The following is a 16,893-nucleotide window of genomic DNA, read 5'->3' as shown; positions in this document are numbered from 1 at the left end:
GGCTCCTAATTAAAGAAACCCGTTGCAGCAATGCAACGGGTTTTTTGCGTTTGTCATCGCGATTTTATACGCGCTCTATCCTCATTGTCAGCTACCATTCATTAAATTAACTTTGCTTTGTGTATGGCTTTGATTTAGGATCAAAACAGTTTAAAAGCAAGAACTAATGGCCTGTGTCTAGATTACTTATTTGTTTATTATTATTTTTTTCGAGTGCTTCAACTTTTGCTGTTGAGGTGACTAATCTATATCAAGATACCCTTAAAGTTGCAGACAAATCACGCGATGCTCGTTTGGCAGCAAGTCGTGAAGCACTGCTTAATGTGCTGGTTAAGGTCAGCGGTGATACAAGTGCGGATCAAAACCCTCTTGCTAAACAGCGCACCCGCGATATTTCAGATTACATGCTTAAGTTTGAATATGACGAAAAAGCAGACGGTAGTTTAAATCTGGTCGTTAAGTTTGAAGCGAATAAGATTAATGCACTGATCAAAGATCTCGGTCTGCCATTATGGGGTACACGCCGTCCTTTAGTGGCTATCTGGTTAGGCATTGAAGATAACTGGCGCCGTGAACTGGTTACTCAGGAATCATATCCGCAGCTTGAACAGTTAATTTATGATAAAGCAGGTGAGCGTGGTTTACCTGTCGTTGTTCCTTTGCTTGATTTACAAGACCGCTCAATTGTAGGTATCCCAGAGGTATGGGGTAATTTTTCTGAGCCTGTAGAGCGTGCGTCGAGTCGTTATAGTGCAGAGCGCAGTATCACTGCAAGAATGTATCAACAACAAGACTCAGAAACGTGGATCCTTGATTGGCGTTTTACTAATGATGACCTTTTTGAAACGAATCGGCTGGTAGGTGACAAGCAACAGATTGTTGCCGATATGGTTGATAGTTTAGCCACAGGCTTGGCATTCGAGTATGCGATAGATCCGACTACGATTGGCCAACTTGCATCAGCAACATTTTATTTAAAAGGTATTAATAACTTTGTTGATATTGAACTTGCAAAACGCCGATTAGCAACCTTGAGTGTTGTTACACGTGTAGAAATTTTGCTACGTACACCAGATATGGTGCAATTCAATGTTAATCACACTGGTAGTATGAATGATTTTAGAAAAGCGCTAGAACTTGATAGTGCCTTTAAAGCCTATGAGGACCCTCGAGATTTTTATCAAGTTATTAATCAAGACGAACTTGAATATCAGTGGCAGGGGCTTTAATTCTAGTGCAAGAACCTATGCAAATGGCACTGCCGGTTACGTTGCCTGATGATGAAACGTTTACGTCTTATTTTGGTGGCGAGAATTCTCTTGAGGTTAGTCATCTTAAAGATGCATTTACAAAACTAAGTAGTAAATTCCAATATACTTACTTATGTGGTCTAGGTGATTCTGGTAAGTCTCACTTGTTGTACGCAACCTGTATTGACGCCCAGGAGCGTGGTTTATCAACGATGTTACTGTCTATGAGAGAGGTGATTGACTACGGGCCTGTCGTTCTGGATGGCTTGGAGACTCTTGATGTTTTATGTATCGATGACGTTCATTTAGTGGCTGGCAATGATGCATGGGAAAAAGGGTTATTTAACTTCTTCAATCGCTTTAATGAGCCAGGGAAATACTTGGTTGTCACTGCCGATCTATTACCTGATATGCTGCATATCAATTTACCTGATCTTGTATCGCGTTTGAAATGGGGCACGACATTGCAAATACGCTCAATGAGTGACGATGACAAGGCTGAGGCACTCGTTCGCCGTGCCCACATGCGCGGCCTTGAACTGACCGATGAATGCGCGCGCTTTTTATTAACGCGATTAAGCCGTGATATGCGCGCACTACTCGATGTTTTAGATAAACTTGACCATGCCTCTATGGCTGCACAAAGAAAATTAACAATTCCTTTTATAAAATCAACGTTAAAGCTTTAGTAGGGCTAGAATCTAGTCCTTGCTTTCAGTTATCATTAGCTATTACAAAATCCTTCTGTGAAAGACCAGGTACTCAATGAACTTAGAAAATATTTTAGCGCAAGCACTCGAGGCTGTAGCCAGTGCGAATGAAATCGCGCAATTAGAAGATATCAGGGTTAATTACCTTGGTAAAAAAGGTGAAATCACCAACTTACTTAAAACGCTAGGCAAGATTGCTCCTGAAGAGCGTAAAGAAGCGGGTCAAGTGATTAACCAAGCAAAACAAGAAGTACAAACAGCCATTAACGAAAAGCGTGAGTTACTAGCAAGTAAGGCTCTTGAAGAGAAACTAGCGGCAGAAACAATCGACGTAACTTTACCAGGTCGTGTTATGCCAACAGGTGGCTTACACCCAGTAACTCGTACTATTGAACGTATTGAAAGCTTTTTTGGTGAGTTAGGTTTTGCGGTTAAATCAGGTCCTGAAGTTGAAGATGATTTTCATAACTTCGATGCGCTAAATATTCCTGAGCACCACCCAGCGCGCGCTGATCACGATACTTTCTATTTCAACCCTAAGCTTGTGTTACGTACACAAACCAGTGGTGTACAAATCCGTACGATGGAAACTGAGCAGCCACCACTGCGTATCATCTCTCCAGGTCGTGTTTATCGTAACGATTATGACCAAACACACACGCCTATGTTCCACCAAGTGGAAGGCTTAATGGTTGATACAGATGTAAGCTTCACTGAGTTAAAAGGTATTCTGCACGACTTTTTACGTAACTTCTTCGAAGAAGATATGGAAATTCGTTTCCGTCCTTCTTACTTCCCATTTACTGAGCCATCAGCTGAGGTTGATGTTATGGGTAAAAACGGCAAGTGGTTAGAGGTATTAGGTTGTGGCATGGTTCACCCTAACGTTCTTAAATCCGTGGGTATTGATCCAGAAAAATACACAGGCTTCGCATTCGGTATGGGTGTTGAGCGTTTAACCATGTTGCGTTACGGCGTGAATGACTTACGTGCATTTTTCGAAAACGATTTAAAATTCCTAAACCAGTTCCGTTAAGAGTGAAGATATAAAATGAAATTTAGTGAAAAGTGGTTAAGAGAGTGGGTTAACCCAGCAATCGACACACAGGCTCTTTCGGAACAGTTATCAATGGCTGGTCTTGAAGTTGACGGTGTTGAGCCTGCAGCAGCAGAGTTCACAGGCGTTGTTGTTGGTGAAGTGGTTGAGTGTGGTCAACACCCTGATGCTGATAAATTACGAGTGACTAAAGTAAACGTAGGCGGTGATGAGCTACTTGATATCGTGTGTGGTGCACCTAACTGCCGCCAAGGTTTGAAAGTCGCTGTTGCGACTGTTGGCGCTGTATTACCTGGCGACTTCAAAATCAAAAAAGCCAAACTTCGTGGTCAACCTTCACACGGCATGCTGTGCGCATTCGTTGAATTAGGTATCAGCGAAGAAGGCGATGGCATCATGGAATTACCAAGTGATGCGCCAATCGGTACTGACTTACGTGAATACTTAAGCCTTGATGACAACATTATTGATGTTGACTTAACACCAAACCGTGGTGATTGTTTAGGTATTAAAGGTCTAGCGCGTGAAGTGGGCGTATTGAATAGTGTTGATGTAAATACACTTGAAATTACACCAGTTGCTGCAACGATTGAAGACAAAGTATCGATTGAGCTTGTAAATGATGAAGCGTGTCCTCGTTATTTAGGCCGTGTAATCAAAGGTATTAACCTTGATGCAGAAACACCACTTTGGATGGTAGAAAAGCTGCGTCGCAGCGGTATTCGCTCAATTGACCCTGTTGTTGATGTAACAAACTACGTGTTATTAGAGCTAGGTCACCCAATGCACGCATTTGATTTAAATGCGATTGAAGGTGGTATTAAAGTACGTAGCGCAAACGCGGGTGAAGAGTTAGTTCTGTTAGATGGCAACACAGCTAAACTAGACGAGTCTACGCTTGTTATTGCTGATCACAACAAAGCGCTTGCTATTGCAGGTATTTTTGGTGGTGAAAAGTCTGGTGTAACTGAAGCAACTTCAGACATCTTATTAGAAAGCGCCTTCTTTAACCCGGTAGCGATTGCTGGTCAAGCACGTAGCTACGGCTTACACACGGATGCGTCACACCGTTACGAGCGTGGTGTTGATTTTGCACTGCAAAAAGATGCGATGGAACGTGCGACAGCATTATTACTTGAGATTGTTGGCGGTGAAGCAGGCCCTGTTGTTGAAGCCGTAGCAACAGACAAACTACCAAAAGTAACAGAAGTGCGTTTACGTCGTGAGCGTTTAGACCGCGTAATTGGTCACCACATTGATGATGCAAAAGTGACTGACATCCTAACGCGTTTAGGTTTAGACGTGAAAATCGTTGATGGCGTATGGAGTGCTGACGTACCTAGCTATCGCTTTGATATTCGTATCGAAGAAGATTTAATTGAAGAAGTTGCGCGTGTTTACGGCTATAACAGCATTCCAAACGTTGCACCAACTGCTAAATTAAAAATGACTAACCATGATGAGTCGCATGTTGCGGTCACTAAATTCCGTAATACGCTTGTAACGCGTGGTTACCAAGAAGCAATAACCTACAGTTTCGTTGATCCAAAAGCACAAGCAATTTTACACCCGCAAAGTGATGCACTTGTATTGCCACACCCAATTTCAGTTGAAATGTCAGCAATGCGCGTGAGCTTAATGCCGGGTCTATTAGCATCATTAGTGTATAACCAAAACCGTCAGCAACCACGTGTCCGTTTATTTGAGCACGGCTTAAAATTCTTACGTGACGAAAATGCTGAAAACGGCGTAAACCAAGTTGCTGTCATTGGTGGTGTTATCTCTGGTCTTGCACACGGTGAACATTGGGTTCAAGAAAAGCGTAGCGTTGATTTCTATGACTTAAAAGGTGATGTTGAAGCACTTTTAGCAATTAGCAATGATACAGCACGTTTTGAGATAAAAGCAGAGCAGTCTGATGGCCTACACCCTGGTCAATCGGCAGTAATTTATTCTGATGGCAAGAAAGTAGGTTTCTTTGGTGCAGTGCATCCACAAGTGCAAAAGTCACTAGATATCAATAACACAGCATTTGTGTTTGAAATCGAAATGTCTGCACTAGAAAAAAGAAAATTACCAGAAGCTGTGGCTGTGTCGAAATTCCCGTCAAACCGCCGTGATATCGCGATTTTAGTGGAAGATCAGGTGAAATCTGGCGATATTTTAAACGTGATAGAAAAAGTTGGCGGAAATCAATTGGTTGACCTAAACTTATTCGATGTGTATAAGGGCAAAGGTATTGAGCCAAATTATAAGAGTTTGGCGATTGCTCTAACACTACAAGCGGTTGATAGAACGCTCGAAGAGAAAGATATCAATCAGGTAGTTGATAATGTGGTGGCCGCACTGGCCGAACAATTTAACGCATCGTTGAGGGACTAGATATGGCGCTTACTAAAGCCGACATAGCTGAACACCTATTTGAAAAACTCGGGATTAATAAGAAAGATGCCAAAGATTTAGTTGAAGCGTTTTTTGAAGAAATCCGCTCAGCGCTAGAAAAAGGTGAGCAGGTTAAGCTCTCTGGATTTGGTAACTTTGATCTTCGAGATAAGAAAGAACGTCCAGGCCGTAATCCGAAAACAGGCGAAGATATCCCTATTTCGGCACGCCGAGTGGTAACTTTTAGACCCGGTCAGAAGTTAAAAACTCGCGTTGAAGTTGGCACAAGCAAATCAAAATAAAAAAAGGCAGCGTTAGCTGCCTTTTTTATTTCTTTTTGCTGTTTAAAAATCACGAGGGGACACAAACTTACCTGCTTGGATACTGTCGTAGGTTTGTTGTGCTAAATCATCTAAGCTTTCTAGGCTCTTACCTGAGGCTGTTAACTTATGTTCGATTGGTAAAATATCAACATTTTCGTAGCCAGATAACTGCGCAACCCGTGCGAAAGTATATGCGTGCTTGTATTTTTCATGTTTATAAAACAAGCTGACTAAAGTTGGGTAGATCTCAGGATTTGGGGTTTCATCTGCCTTATTGAGTTCTAATGTTTTGTAAAGCAAGTCGATTGTTTTTTCATCATCAAACTTTACATAATAACTGGCAAGGAAAAATTGCATTTCAGCATTTTCAGTGACACTTTTATCATTTTCTAGAGCAAGTAACTTAGTTAACGCAGATTGGTCATTATTGCGTGACCAGTGATAGTAAAGAAGGCCTGGGTGTTTGGTGTCTTTAGTATCTTGAAAGATACGGGTCATTTCCTTAATGCTCGTCAAGTGGCCTTCAACTCGTGAGGTTGTTTTTTCTTTTAGTTTTATATGCTCAATTTTTGCTGCTAACGACACGCATTGGTCATACTTTTCAAAGCCTTTTAAAAGCTGATACTTATTTTCATCGGTAGGCGACTTATATTCAATATAACGTTGCATGATGACGTCTTTGCGTTGCTCTTTACAGTGGCTATCTTTATTTAGGTCATTACAAAAGCCAGGGGTTTCTTCACACACTTTGGCTAGTGTCAGCGGATCTTCGCACCCAGTTAATGCCAGTAAACCAAGCAGCAGGCTTGCTCTTAATAACATTCCTTAACCTCAAGTTAATAAATACTACTTTATTCTAGCGCAATGAATTGATCTGTAACAGTGGAGAATCATTTGAGTTTAAATTAGAATACCCGTGCCAGAGATGTGCTGCTCTCAAATCACAGTACATTTTTATGGCTATCCGTTCAAAATTGTTTAATTAGGTAAAAAAAATGACCTCATCTCACGAGTTAGAATACACAAACAGCTGGCAAGAACGTCAAGACTACGCAGAAAGCATGCAACCAATTATTGGTAAGCTTTACCGTAGTCGTGGTATCGAAATTGCTGTATATGGCCGTCCTCTCGTTAATGCCAGTACAATCGATATCATCAAAGCACACAAAACAGTTGCTCAGTTTGAAGGTACAAAACTACGTTTACGTGAAAGCTTCCCATTTCTTGAAGCGATTAGCAAAATGGATTTAAACTCAGCACGTATCGATATTGGTAAACTAGCGTATGGTTATTTATTTAATGATGCAGCTAAAGGTCGTTCAGTTGAAGAGTACCTAACTGACGAACTGGCGGAAATCGCTAATGCAGAGCGAAAAGAGCCGCGTGATGTTGTGTTATATGGCTTCGGTCGTATCGGTCGTTTATTAGCGCGTCTATTAATTGAGAAGTCAGGCCCTTATGCTGATTTACGTTTACGTGCAATCGTCGTACGTGGCGGTAAAGACGGCGACTTAGAAAAGCGCGCAAGCTTACTGCGTCGTGACTCTATTCACGGTCCATTCAATGGCTCTATTACAATTGATAAAGAGCGTAATGCAATTAAAGCTAACGGTAGTTACATCCAAGTTATCTACGCTAACTCACCAAGCGAAGTTGATTACACAGCTTACGGCATCGAGAATGCACTTGTTGTCGATAACACAGGTATCTGGAAAGACGAAGCCGGTCTTGGCCAGCATTTAGAAGCGAAAGGCGCTGCAAAAGTATTATTAACTGCACCTGCTAAAGGCAATATTAAAAACATCGTATACGGTGTAAACAACCAAGATATCAAACCTGAAGATAAAATTGTGTGTGCAGCAAGCTGTACAACCAATGCTATTACGCCTACATTAAAAGCGCTTAACGATAAGTTTGGTATCAAGAATGGTCACGTTGAAACTGTTCACTCATACACAAATGACCAAAACTTAATTGATAACTACCATAAAGCTGAGCGTCGTGGTCGTGCTGCTGCACTTAACATGGTTATCACATCAACGGGTGCTGCAAAAGCGGTTTCTAAAGCGTTACCTGAGCTTGAAGGTAAACTAACTGGTAATGCTATCCGTGTTCCTACACCAAACGTATCGATGGCTATCTTGAACTTAAACCTTGAAACAGGTACAACTGTTGAAGAACTAAATGCGTTCTTACGTGAAACAGCACTTTACTCAGATCTTCGTGACCAAATCGATTACACAGCGTCAACTGAAATCGTATCTACAGACTTAGTGGGTAGCCGTTACGCAGGTGTTGTTGACTCACAAGCAACAATCGTAGATGACAACCGTGTTGTGCTTTACGTTTGGTACGATAATGAGTTTGGTTATAGCTGTCAGGTTGTACGTTGTATGCGTGACATGGCTGAAGTAACTTTCCCAAGCTTACCTCGCTAATAGCTACATAATAAAGAATCTAGAAGCCAGCATTATGCTGGCTTTTTTAGTCGTGAAAGTGTTTGCAAATTTTCTGCATGTGATAGGCTGTGCTACGTCTACACCATATTACTAACAAAACGTTCTACACAAGAGCGTTGACTTAATTCTTAACTAACAAGCGAGTAGCTAAGAATTATTTTTAACCAATAGGTTTATAGAATGAAAATCACCAGCAATTTTGACAGTGGTAATATCAAGGTTATTGAAGCCGTTGATCCGCTGAATATTCAATTAGAAATTAATAAAGACAATCAGTCTGATTTTTTCCAGTGGTTTCACTTTCGTCTTGAAACAACGCCGTTTCAAAACCATAAATTACATATTAATAACCTAGAAAACTCAGCGTATCCAGACGGCTGGGAAGGTTATCACGCTGTTGCATCATACGACCGTCAAACGTGGTTTCGTGTTCCTTCTGAGTACGTCGATGGCACGCTATCTTTTGAAGTTGAACCTGAGTGTGGCAGCATATATTTTGCTTACTTTGCACCATATAGCTATGACCGTCACTTAGATTTACTTGCATGGGCACAAAGCCAACATGCATGTGAACTAGAAACATTAGGTGAAACACTTGATGGTCGCGACATGAGTGTATTGCGTGTAGGTATCCCAAGTGAGGATAAAAAGACCATTTGGGTCACTGCACGCCAACACCCAGGTGAAACGATGGCTGAGTGGTATGTTGAAGGTTTACTTCATAAACTACTTGATGATGAAGACCCACATGCCGCTGCACTCTTATCTAAAGCGGTGTTCTACATTGTGCCAAACATGAACCCAGATGGTAGCGTTCGTGGTCATCTGCGTACCAATGCTAAAGGCGTGAACTTAAATCGTGAATGGCAAACGCCAAGCATGGAAAATAGCCCTGAAGTATTCTTAGTGCTAAATAAAATGCGTGAAACTGGCCTTGATATGCACTTAGATATTCATGGTGACGAAGCAATTCCTTATAACTTTGTCGCAGGTAGTGAAGGTATTCCAGGTTACGATGACCGTTTAAAAGATTTAGAAGATAGCTTTAAAGCTGCGCTTTTAACAGTGACGCCAGAATTCCAAGACGAGCATGGTTATCCAAAAGATGAGCCGGGTCAGGCTAACTTAACGGTAGGTTCTTCGGCTGTTGCCCATGAGTTTAATGCATTAGCGTATACGGTAGAAATGCCATTTAAAGATAACGATGATTTACCAGATCCTGATTACGGTTGGTCAGATCGTCGCTCGTATCAATTTGGTCAAGATACGTTAGCGGCCATCGTGAACGTGGTCGATAAACTAAGATAACGCACATTACGGGCATCAGCAAAACTGATGCCCGTAATTGTATCTACTGATAAAAGTTTCAGCGGTGCTTACGAATAGCACAATGAATGTTAATTAAAGTCACGTACACGTCATTTTGAAAATTAACTGTTAACAAAGATGGGGTGTTTAAGTTAATATTCAATACGTTTCGCTGAGACGTTATTAAATTTTATTAATATTTCTCACACTTATATGTCGCGTATTCTCACAAGCTCACGCAGAGTATCGTAACTAACAATAAAAAATATCATCATAGAGGATATCCATGGAAGCTCTTGTAAGCGCCGTCAATGACATAATCTGGAGTAATGCACTCATTTACTTATGTCTAGGTGCAGGTCTATTTTATTCCGTTTTAACCCGTTTTGCTCAAGTTAGACATTTCAAAGAAATGTGTAAGTTATTGCTAAGTTCTAATAACTCAGATACTGGTATTTCATCATTCCAAGCGCTAGCTGTTTCATTATCTGGCCGTGTTGGTGTGGGTAATATTGCTGGGGTTGCTGCGGCAATTGGCTTCGGTGGGCCTGGTGCTATTTTCTGGATGTGGGTTGTGGCGTTTTTAGGCGCGAGTACAGCCTATGCAGAGTCTACCCTCGGCCAAATTTATAAATCTGAAGAAGACGGTCAGTATCGCGGTGGTCCAGCGTATTACTTTGACCGTTGCTTACAGCAAAAGTGGTTAGCTGTATTATTTGCCGTATCAGCTATTGTTGCCTGTGGCGTATTCTTACCTGGCGTACAAGCAAATGCGGTAGGTAATGCATTTACGCAAGTGTTTGGTGAAGGCACACTGGTTAACACAAGTTTTGGTGAAGTAGGTAGTTTTAAGTTAGTTGCACTGGCTATCATTTTAATCGTGCTTGCGTTTATTATTTTTGGCGGTATTAAACGTATCGCAAACTTCACACAAATCGTGGTGCCATTTATGGCATTAGGTTACATCGTACTTGCTTTAATCGTGGTATTTTTAAATCTGGATAAAGTGCCTGGTATCTTCTCAATGATTTTATCTGATGCATTCACAGCTCAAGCAGGTTTTGGTGCTGCAATTGGCTGGGGTGTTAAACGTGGTATCTATTCAAACGAAGCAGGTCAAGGTACGGGCCCTCACGCAGCATCTGCGGCAGAAGTTGATCATCCAGCCCAACAAGGCTTAGTACAAGCATTTTCTGTTTACGTGGATACAATCTTTGTGTGTACTGCAACAGCGTTAATGATCCTTATCACTAAGCAATATAATATTGTTGGTGAGTTACCTGCGGGTCAATTTATTGTGCAAAATGTTGATGCAGCTACGGAAGTAGGCTCTGCAGCCTTTACCCAAATGGCACTATTTAGTGTATTTGGTGGTTTTGGTGAAGCATTTGTTGGTATTGCGTTGTTCTTCTTCGCATTTACTACAATCCTTGCTTATTACTATATTGCAGAAACTAACGTTGCTTACTTAAACCGTTATTTTAAAGGTAGCATTCCATTAGTTGTCGTTAAAGTGGTTATCATGTTCATGGTTGCTTACGGTATGGTGAATAATTCTGGCTATATTTGGGCAATTGGTGATATTGGTGTTGGCTTAATGGCTTGGATTAATATTGTCGGTATCTTAGCCATTTTCTTTGTCGCAAAACCAGCACTCAACTGTTTACGTGATTATGAAGATCAAAAGAAAGCGGGTGGTGAAATTACCTTTGATCCAGTTAAGTTAGGCATCAAAAATGCGATCTTCTGGGAAAAGCGTTTAGTAGATAAGGCTAAAGAAAAAGAATAAATCGTATTTCCAAGATGAGTTTGATGATTGCAGTTTTCGAATCTTCACAATTGAATGAAATTCAAATAAGACATCGACTCATAAAACGAGTACAATAAAGGGCGCCTTAAGGCGCCTTTTTTATGCGTAGTATGGAGAAAGATATGGCGATTATTAGTTGCCCGCAATGTGCAAAATCAATATCTGATAAACATAAGCAGTGTCCGCATTGTGAATGCCAAGTCACCGATCTTAGCAATGAACAAATGCAACAAATGCAAAAAGAAACGCGCATTCGTAAACAACAAAAGTTTATGAATCACTCTTTCCTCGCACTGATTTTATTTTTAGGGGGCTTTTTCTGTTATTACTTTATGCACCCCGAAGCAAAGTCTCTTGAGTGGTATGCCTATTCAGCGGCAATGGCTGTAGGTTTTGTTTGGTATCTCGTTAGCCGCATCTATTTAGTAGTTTTGAAAAAGAAAAAGTAACATGAATATTGATCACATAGTTAAAAATATCACCCCAGACGTATTTGAGCGTCTTCAGTACGGCGCTTCAACAGGTAAATGGCCTGATGGCACACCATTAACTGAAGAGCAAAAACAACAAACCGTTCAGCTCGTGATGCTTTACCAAGCTAAAGTTTCGCAAACCAATGAGCAATTTACCATTGGTGAAAATGGTGAAATGGTGCAAAAGAGCAAAGCTCAATTGCAAAAAGAATTCGCATCAGAAAATGAAATAGCTAGGTTTAGTGAAAATGATCTTTAAACACCTGTTTACTCCGAAATGGAAGCACCCTAAAAACCAAGTTCGTTTGGCCGCCGTTGAACGACTTGATACCGAGCGCGATCTCAGCATCTTAAATAGTATTGCACTGGAAGACAGTTCTGCAGAGATCCGTAAAAAAGCCTTGAATAAAGTGAATGATATCGTTTTGTGGTGGCAGGTGTATAAGCAAGATCAAGCGCTGAAAGAGCTTGCCGAGCAGCACATCAATCAAGCTGTTTTAAACACTGACAGTCAATTAGATGTAAACATTAAAAATGAATTTATCGAGCGTTATGCGCCTGTTAAAACACTAGAGAAGTTAGCATTTGCAGAAAAAGAAGTGCAAGTTCGCGTTAAATTATTAAAGCGTTTAGCCAATGCTAACTTGATTGATAAAGCATTTAAAGAAGGCAGTGAAGAACTACAAGCTCAGCTTGTTGAGTTGGTTATCAATCACCAGTTAGCAAAATCATTATTAAAGCATGCCAAAGGGAAAGCTCAACAGCAGCTAGCCACTCACCTTGAAAACGAACGTTTAGCTATTGAAATGCCAGCTAAAGTTGAGGCAGATACACGCGTTGTGTTGGCCAAATTAAATGCATTACGTGATAAAACTGATTTTCAACTGGTATCTCAACAACATGCTGATTTGTTACAGCAATGGCAGGCGATTGAACTTAAGTGGTTGAATGAAGAACAAGTTAAAGCGCTTGATAAAAAATACATAGCGATCACTCAAAAGTTAGATGTTCACCTTGCTTCGCTTCGTAATGAATATGAAATTGCTCAACAATTATTATTGGAGCAACAGCGCCAAGTACTCGCACTGGCAACACTTGAAGCGTTATCAGAAGAGATTGAGAATGCTCTACAGCTTGGGATGGAAGCGCCTGAGCAAATCCAACAAGATTGGTTAGAAGCGAAAGTAGCACAAGCAAAAGAAGCACTTACTGAAACAAAACTAACTGATAATCAAACTGTTCGTGATGTTAAAAAGCGCTTAGAGAGTTTGTTTGAGCAGGTAGAGCAATTACCAACACTTGTTACCTCGATAGCTGAATACAAACAAGCGTTTGAAACGTTATCTGCGATTGAACCAAGTGATGATGAAGCACTGTTTGATGAGCGTCAGCGAGAGTTTAAAACACAGCAAAAAAATGCTCGTCAAAAATTATCTAAGATCCCTTCGCGATTACAAGGTAGTTTAAAAGCAGCCTTAACAGCGCGTGTTAACATGTGGCAAGAAGCAATGGCGCCACTTACGACAAAATTGACTAAAAATCAGCAAGCCGCTAAGCGAAAAGCACGAGATGTTAAACGATTGATTGAGCAAGGTCGTTTTAATATTGCATTTGGTGTTTTTAAAGGATTTGAAGAACTATATAACACGCTAACAGAGTCTTATAAGCAACCACTTGATTCACTTAAATCTGACCTTGAGTCGCAATTAGCGGAAGCAAAAGATTGGCAAAAGTACGCATCTGCACCAAAGCGTGAAGCACTACTTAAAGAAGTGAGTGAATTAGCGACAGCAGAATGTACTGACCCTAAACAACGTGCAGAGCAAGTTAAACAATTGCGTCGACGTTGGAATGAATTAGGGCGTCTTGATACAGAACAAGAGAAACGCCAAGGTGAGCAATTTGATCAGCAAGTAGAGTTACTGTTTGCGCCGTGCCGTGAGTACTTTGCTGAGCAAGAGCAACAGCGTGAGCAAGCTAAATCACAGCGTGTTGATGTTATCTCACAAATGCAACAGCTAAATGAATTGGATACTCAGTCTGATGAGTTTGATTGGAAGCAGTTTGAAAGTAAATTTAATCGGATTTCTAAAGCATGGCGTTCTGCTGGTAATGTTGACCCTAAAACGTATCGTGAGTTGCAAGCACAATTTAAAGCTGCGCAGTCGCAAGTGCAAGCTCAACTTATTGCATTCCATAAAGCAAACGCTGAGCAAAAAGCAGCGCTGGTAGAACAAGCTACACAGCTATCACAAATTGATGATTTAGCGGTGGCATGCCAAGAGCTGAAAGAATTGCAACAAACTTGGCAAACAATAGGCTTTGCAGGGATGAAAGCAGAGAACACTTTATGGCAGCAATTTAGACGTGTTAATGATGAGACATTTGCCAAGCGAAGTGCCGAGTTTGAACAGCAAAAACAAGCACAACAGCAAAATGACGAAGTTATAGCAGAGCAGTTAACTGAGCTTGAATCTGCACTAGAAACAGTGGTTCATCTTGCTCAGCTCAAAGACTTAGCTGCGAAGCTTGCAGAGCTTGAGTATTCGAAAGCGTTATCAACTCGGGTTACTCAGTTAGAAGCGGCGATTACTGCAAAAACAGCGCAAATTAGTAAGCAAGCAGAGCTCTCTAAGCTCAATGCTTTATTTACAGCGCTTGAGAGTAATACTGATATTCCTGCTCAGTTCCAAACGCCATTGACAACCGTATTAAACGCGCAGCAATTACTAACACGTATTGAAATTTTAGCTGGTGTAGAATCTGCCGATAGTCAATTACGTATGACTGAGCAAGTTGCGATGCTTGATGATAAGCACCGTGGAGAGCAAGCCGATGTTTATTACTACTTGAAACAGCTTCTAGCGGTCAGTGAAGGTTCAGTTTCACCTGACACACTAGCAAGGCTTAAAGCAATATTTGCACAATAACGACTATTTATGAAGCCGCTTAATTAGCGGCTTTTTTCGAGGAAGACCATGAGAATTTTACTATTATTAACTTGCTTACTGTTAGGCGCATGTAAAAGCACAGAGCAAGGCATTTCGGTTTATTCATTCACGAATTCAGAAATTGAAGCGGCTTTATCAAATCAACTACCCAAATTTAAAGAACAAATAAAATTAATGGGGTTACCTGTAGAATTTGCAGTTAACGATTTGAGTGTTAATGTCGGTCCAGAAAAACGTGATGTTATCGTGTTAGGTGCTGATTCAAGCGCTGTTGTAAACGCTTTTGCACTTAAATACCCTGTACGACTAAAGCTTGAAATAGAAGGTAGCCCTTTTTATGACAGTGAGAAAAAAGCCGTGTTCTTACGTAATGTAAAATTGTTAGATACGCAGGTAGATACCGCTGGCTTTAAAGGGAACTTAAGTTTACTTGATGATCAAGCTATGCAAGTAATTAATGGGTTTTTAGCGGTCAATCCAGTTTACAAACTTAATACAAGCGACCCGAAAATAGCTTTACTTAGTAAGTTGCCACTCGATCTGCAAGTAGCACAAGGTGAAATCCGCTTAGTTCCTGCCATGTAACTTTTTAACTAGTAAGAGCACTTTTATAGTGCTCTTTGGCTTTTTTCATCGCTTGTTTTAATGATTATTCGTTGCGATAATATGTCGTGATATTTCGCGAATAGACATTTTGCTATGATTAAAGAATTTTTAAATGATCCAACACTTTTATTAAATGCTGTAGGAGAAGGGATATACGGCTTTGATTTATCGGGTAATGCTGTATTCGTCAACCCAGCAGCTGAGCGTATGACTGGCTGGAAAGCAGAAGAACTTCTAGGTAAAAAAATTCACCAATATCATCACCATACTCGAAAAGATGGCTCACCATATCCTGCAGATGAATGCCAAATATATTGCACTATGTTCGATGGTAAACATCGTCACGTAAATGATGAGGTATTCTGGCGTAAAGATGGTAGTTATTTTGCGGTTGAGTATACCTCAACACCCATTTACAAAAATGGCGCCTTGATTGGTGCAGTCGCGATTTTTCGCGATGTCTCAAAGCAACAGCAAACTGAAGTTGCATTGCGCGATGCTCTGGCTCAAGTTCAGCACTTGTCTGAGCAGTTACAAGCTGAGAACGCCTATCTTATTTCTGAGTTAAATGAAGACTGGCAGGGGTCGGGTTTAGTCGGGCAAAGTCATTCGTTTCAAAGTATGCTTGAGCAAATAACTCTAGTGAGTCAAACGAACAGTACCGTTTTGATTTTAGGTGAAAATGGCACAGGTAAAGAGCTGGTGGCGAGAAACTTACACCGTTTAAGTAGCCGCGCTGAGCAACCATTCATTAAAGTAAATTGCGCGGCATTTTCTGCAAATTTAATAGAATCAGAGTTATTCGGTCATGAAAAAGGAGCGTTTACCGGCGCTAATGAGCGCAGAAAAGGGCGTTTTGAACTGGCTGATAAAGGCACTCTATTTTTAGATGAAGTGGCAGAGTTACCATTAGAAGCGCAAAGTAAGTTACTGCGCGTGCTACAAGAGCAAGAGTTTGAGCGCGTAGGAGGTAGCCAAACCTTAAAAGTCGATATTCGAGTATTAGCCGCAACTAATCGAAACTTATGGCAAATGGTTGAGCAGGGCAGCTTTCGAATGGACTTATATTATCGCTTAAACGTGTTTCCCATTCGTGTTCCTGCGCTGCGTGAGCGCAAAGAAGATATTCCACTTCTCGCGGCAAACATAATCACTCAGCTTAACAAGCGGTTAGGTAAACAGCTAAAGGGGCTTAGCAAAGCAACGCTCACTAAGTTGTCTAATTATGATTGGCCAGGCAATATTCGCGAGCTACAAAATATTCTTGAGCGTGAAGCTATTTTATCAAAACAAGCTTTGCTACAACTCTCTGCACCTTTGAATAACGAGCAAACAAATGAGCAAGTTGTCTCGCTTGCTGCTGTACAAAAGCAGCATATTTGCGAGGTACTAAAACGGTGTAACGGCCAAATATCAGGTGAAAATGGCGCTGCTACCTTGCTTGGTTTACCCGAAAGTACTCTTAGATCAAAAATGAAAAAGCTGGCTATAAAACGTAATTTCGCGAAATAGCGTGGCTGTTCGCGTTATTTCGCGGTTTTGGTTGTTTTAAGTGAAAAAATAG

At 40.9% G+C, this 16,893-nt stretch carries 14 protein-coding genes; 13 read left to right on the top strand and 1 reads right to left on the bottom strand.

From position 1 onward, the window contains the following. Positions 1-173 precede the first annotated feature (173 nt). The 5 genes from NYF15_RS17140 (at position 174) to ihfA (ending at position 5,701) form a co-directional block, all read left to right on the top strand. The gene (locus NYF15_RS17140) at positions 174-1,229 is read left to right on the top strand and encodes a DUF2066 domain-containing protein (protein ID WP_130149649.1); all 1,056 of its coding nucleotides are present in this window, start codon (positions 174-176) and stop codon (positions 1,227-1,229) included. Continuing rightward, positions 1,229-1,939 (top strand): DnaA regulatory inactivator Hda, encoded by a 711-nt coding sequence (gene hda / locus NYF15_RS17135; RefSeq protein ID WP_205989508.1) that lies wholly within the window; start codon positions 1,229-1,231, stop codon positions 1,937-1,939. Before NYF15_RS17140 ends, hda begins: the two co-directional genes overlap by 1 nt. A gap of 76 nt (positions 1,940-2,015) precedes the next feature. Continuing rightward, positions 2,016-2,996 (top strand): phenylalanine--tRNA ligase subunit alpha, encoded by a 981-nt coding sequence (gene pheS, locus NYF15_RS17130; RefSeq protein ID WP_062568835.1) that lies wholly within the window; start codon positions 2,016-2,018, stop codon positions 2,994-2,996. 15 nt (positions 2,997-3,011) lie between these two features. Next, positions 3,012-5,399, top strand: coding sequence for a phenylalanine--tRNA ligase subunit beta (pheT, locus tag NYF15_RS17125; RefSeq protein WP_371354213.1), 2,388 nt, complete (start codon positions 3,012-3,014; stop codon positions 5,397-5,399). 2 nt (positions 5,400-5,401) lie between these two features. Next, positions 5,402-5,701, top strand: coding sequence for an integration host factor subunit alpha (gene ihfA / locus NYF15_RS17120; RefSeq protein ID WP_036969033.1), 300 nt, complete (start codon positions 5,402-5,404; stop codon positions 5,699-5,701). A 42-nt stretch (positions 5,702-5,743) separates the two neighbouring features. Here the strand turns inward: ihfA and NYF15_RS17115 are convergent, their stop codons facing one another. Continuing rightward, positions 5,744-6,544 (bottom strand): DUF2989 domain-containing protein, encoded by an 801-nt coding sequence (locus tag NYF15_RS17115; RefSeq protein ID WP_371354212.1) that lies wholly within the window; start codon positions 6,542-6,544, stop codon positions 5,744-5,746. A gap of 173 nt (positions 6,545-6,717) precedes the next feature. On the opposite strand from NYF15_RS17115, the gene NYF15_RS17110 reads away from it, so the two are divergent. The 8 genes from NYF15_RS17110 (at position 6,718) to NYF15_RS17075 (ending at position 16,841) form a co-directional block, all read left to right on the top strand. Beyond that, positions 6,718-8,160 carry a glyceraldehyde-3-phosphate dehydrogenase gene (locus NYF15_RS17110; RefSeq protein WP_371354211.1) on the top strand — a complete coding sequence of 481 codons (1,443 nt, stop codon included), beginning with the start codon at positions 6,718-6,720 and terminating at the stop codon, positions 8,158-8,160. A 201-nt stretch (positions 8,161-8,361) separates the two neighbouring features. Further along, positions 8,362-9,489 (top strand): M14-type cytosolic carboxypeptidase, encoded by a 1,128-nt coding sequence (locus tag NYF15_RS17105; RefSeq protein WP_371354210.1) that lies wholly within the window; start codon positions 8,362-8,364, stop codon positions 9,487-9,489. 286 nt (positions 9,490-9,775) lie between these two features. Beyond that, on the top strand, positions 9,776-11,278 hold the full coding sequence (locus NYF15_RS17100) for an alanine/glycine:cation symporter family protein (protein ID WP_237118739.1): 1,503 nt from the start codon (positions 9,776-9,778) through the stop codon (positions 11,276-11,278). Between the two features lie 143 nt (positions 11,279-11,421). Next, positions 11,422-11,748 carry a hypothetical protein gene (locus NYF15_RS17095; RefSeq protein ID WP_130150085.1) on the top strand — a complete coding sequence of 109 codons (327 nt, stop codon included), beginning with the start codon at positions 11,422-11,424 and terminating at the stop codon, positions 11,746-11,748. A gap of 1 nt (position 11,749) precedes the next feature. Next, complete coding sequence (locus NYF15_RS17090) at positions 11,750-12,031, top strand: YeaC family protein (protein WP_130149656.1); 282 nt, start codon at positions 11,750-11,752, stop codon at positions 12,029-12,031. After that, positions 12,021-14,702 carry a DUF349 domain-containing protein gene (locus NYF15_RS17085; protein ID WP_371354209.1) on the top strand — a complete coding sequence of 894 codons (2,682 nt, stop codon included), beginning with the start codon at positions 12,021-12,023 and terminating at the stop codon, positions 14,700-14,702. The genes NYF15_RS17090 and NYF15_RS17085 overlap by 11 nt, the downstream gene beginning before the upstream one ends. Positions 14,703-14,750: 48 nt before the next feature. Further along, positions 14,751-15,308 carry a DUF1439 domain-containing protein gene (locus NYF15_RS17080; protein ID WP_237118737.1) on the top strand — a complete coding sequence of 186 codons (558 nt, stop codon included), beginning with the start codon at positions 14,751-14,753 and terminating at the stop codon, positions 15,306-15,308. Between the two features lie 114 nt (positions 15,309-15,422). After that, positions 15,423-16,841: a sigma-54 interaction domain-containing protein gene (locus tag NYF15_RS17075; RefSeq protein WP_371354208.1), complete on the top strand. Its 1,419-nt coding sequence runs from the start codon at positions 15,423-15,425 to the stop codon at positions 16,839-16,841. Positions 16,842-16,893: the final 52 nt, after the last annotated feature.

The sequence above is a fragment of the Pseudoalteromonas sp. 68 DY56-GL68 genome (genome assembly GCF_041414825.1).
Taxonomy (GTDB): Bacteria; Pseudomonadota; Gammaproteobacteria; order Enterobacterales; family Alteromonadaceae; genus Pseudoalteromonas.
The sequence above is the reverse complement of the archived record's forward strand: the minus strand, read 5'-3'. Positions and strand labels throughout refer to the sequence as shown.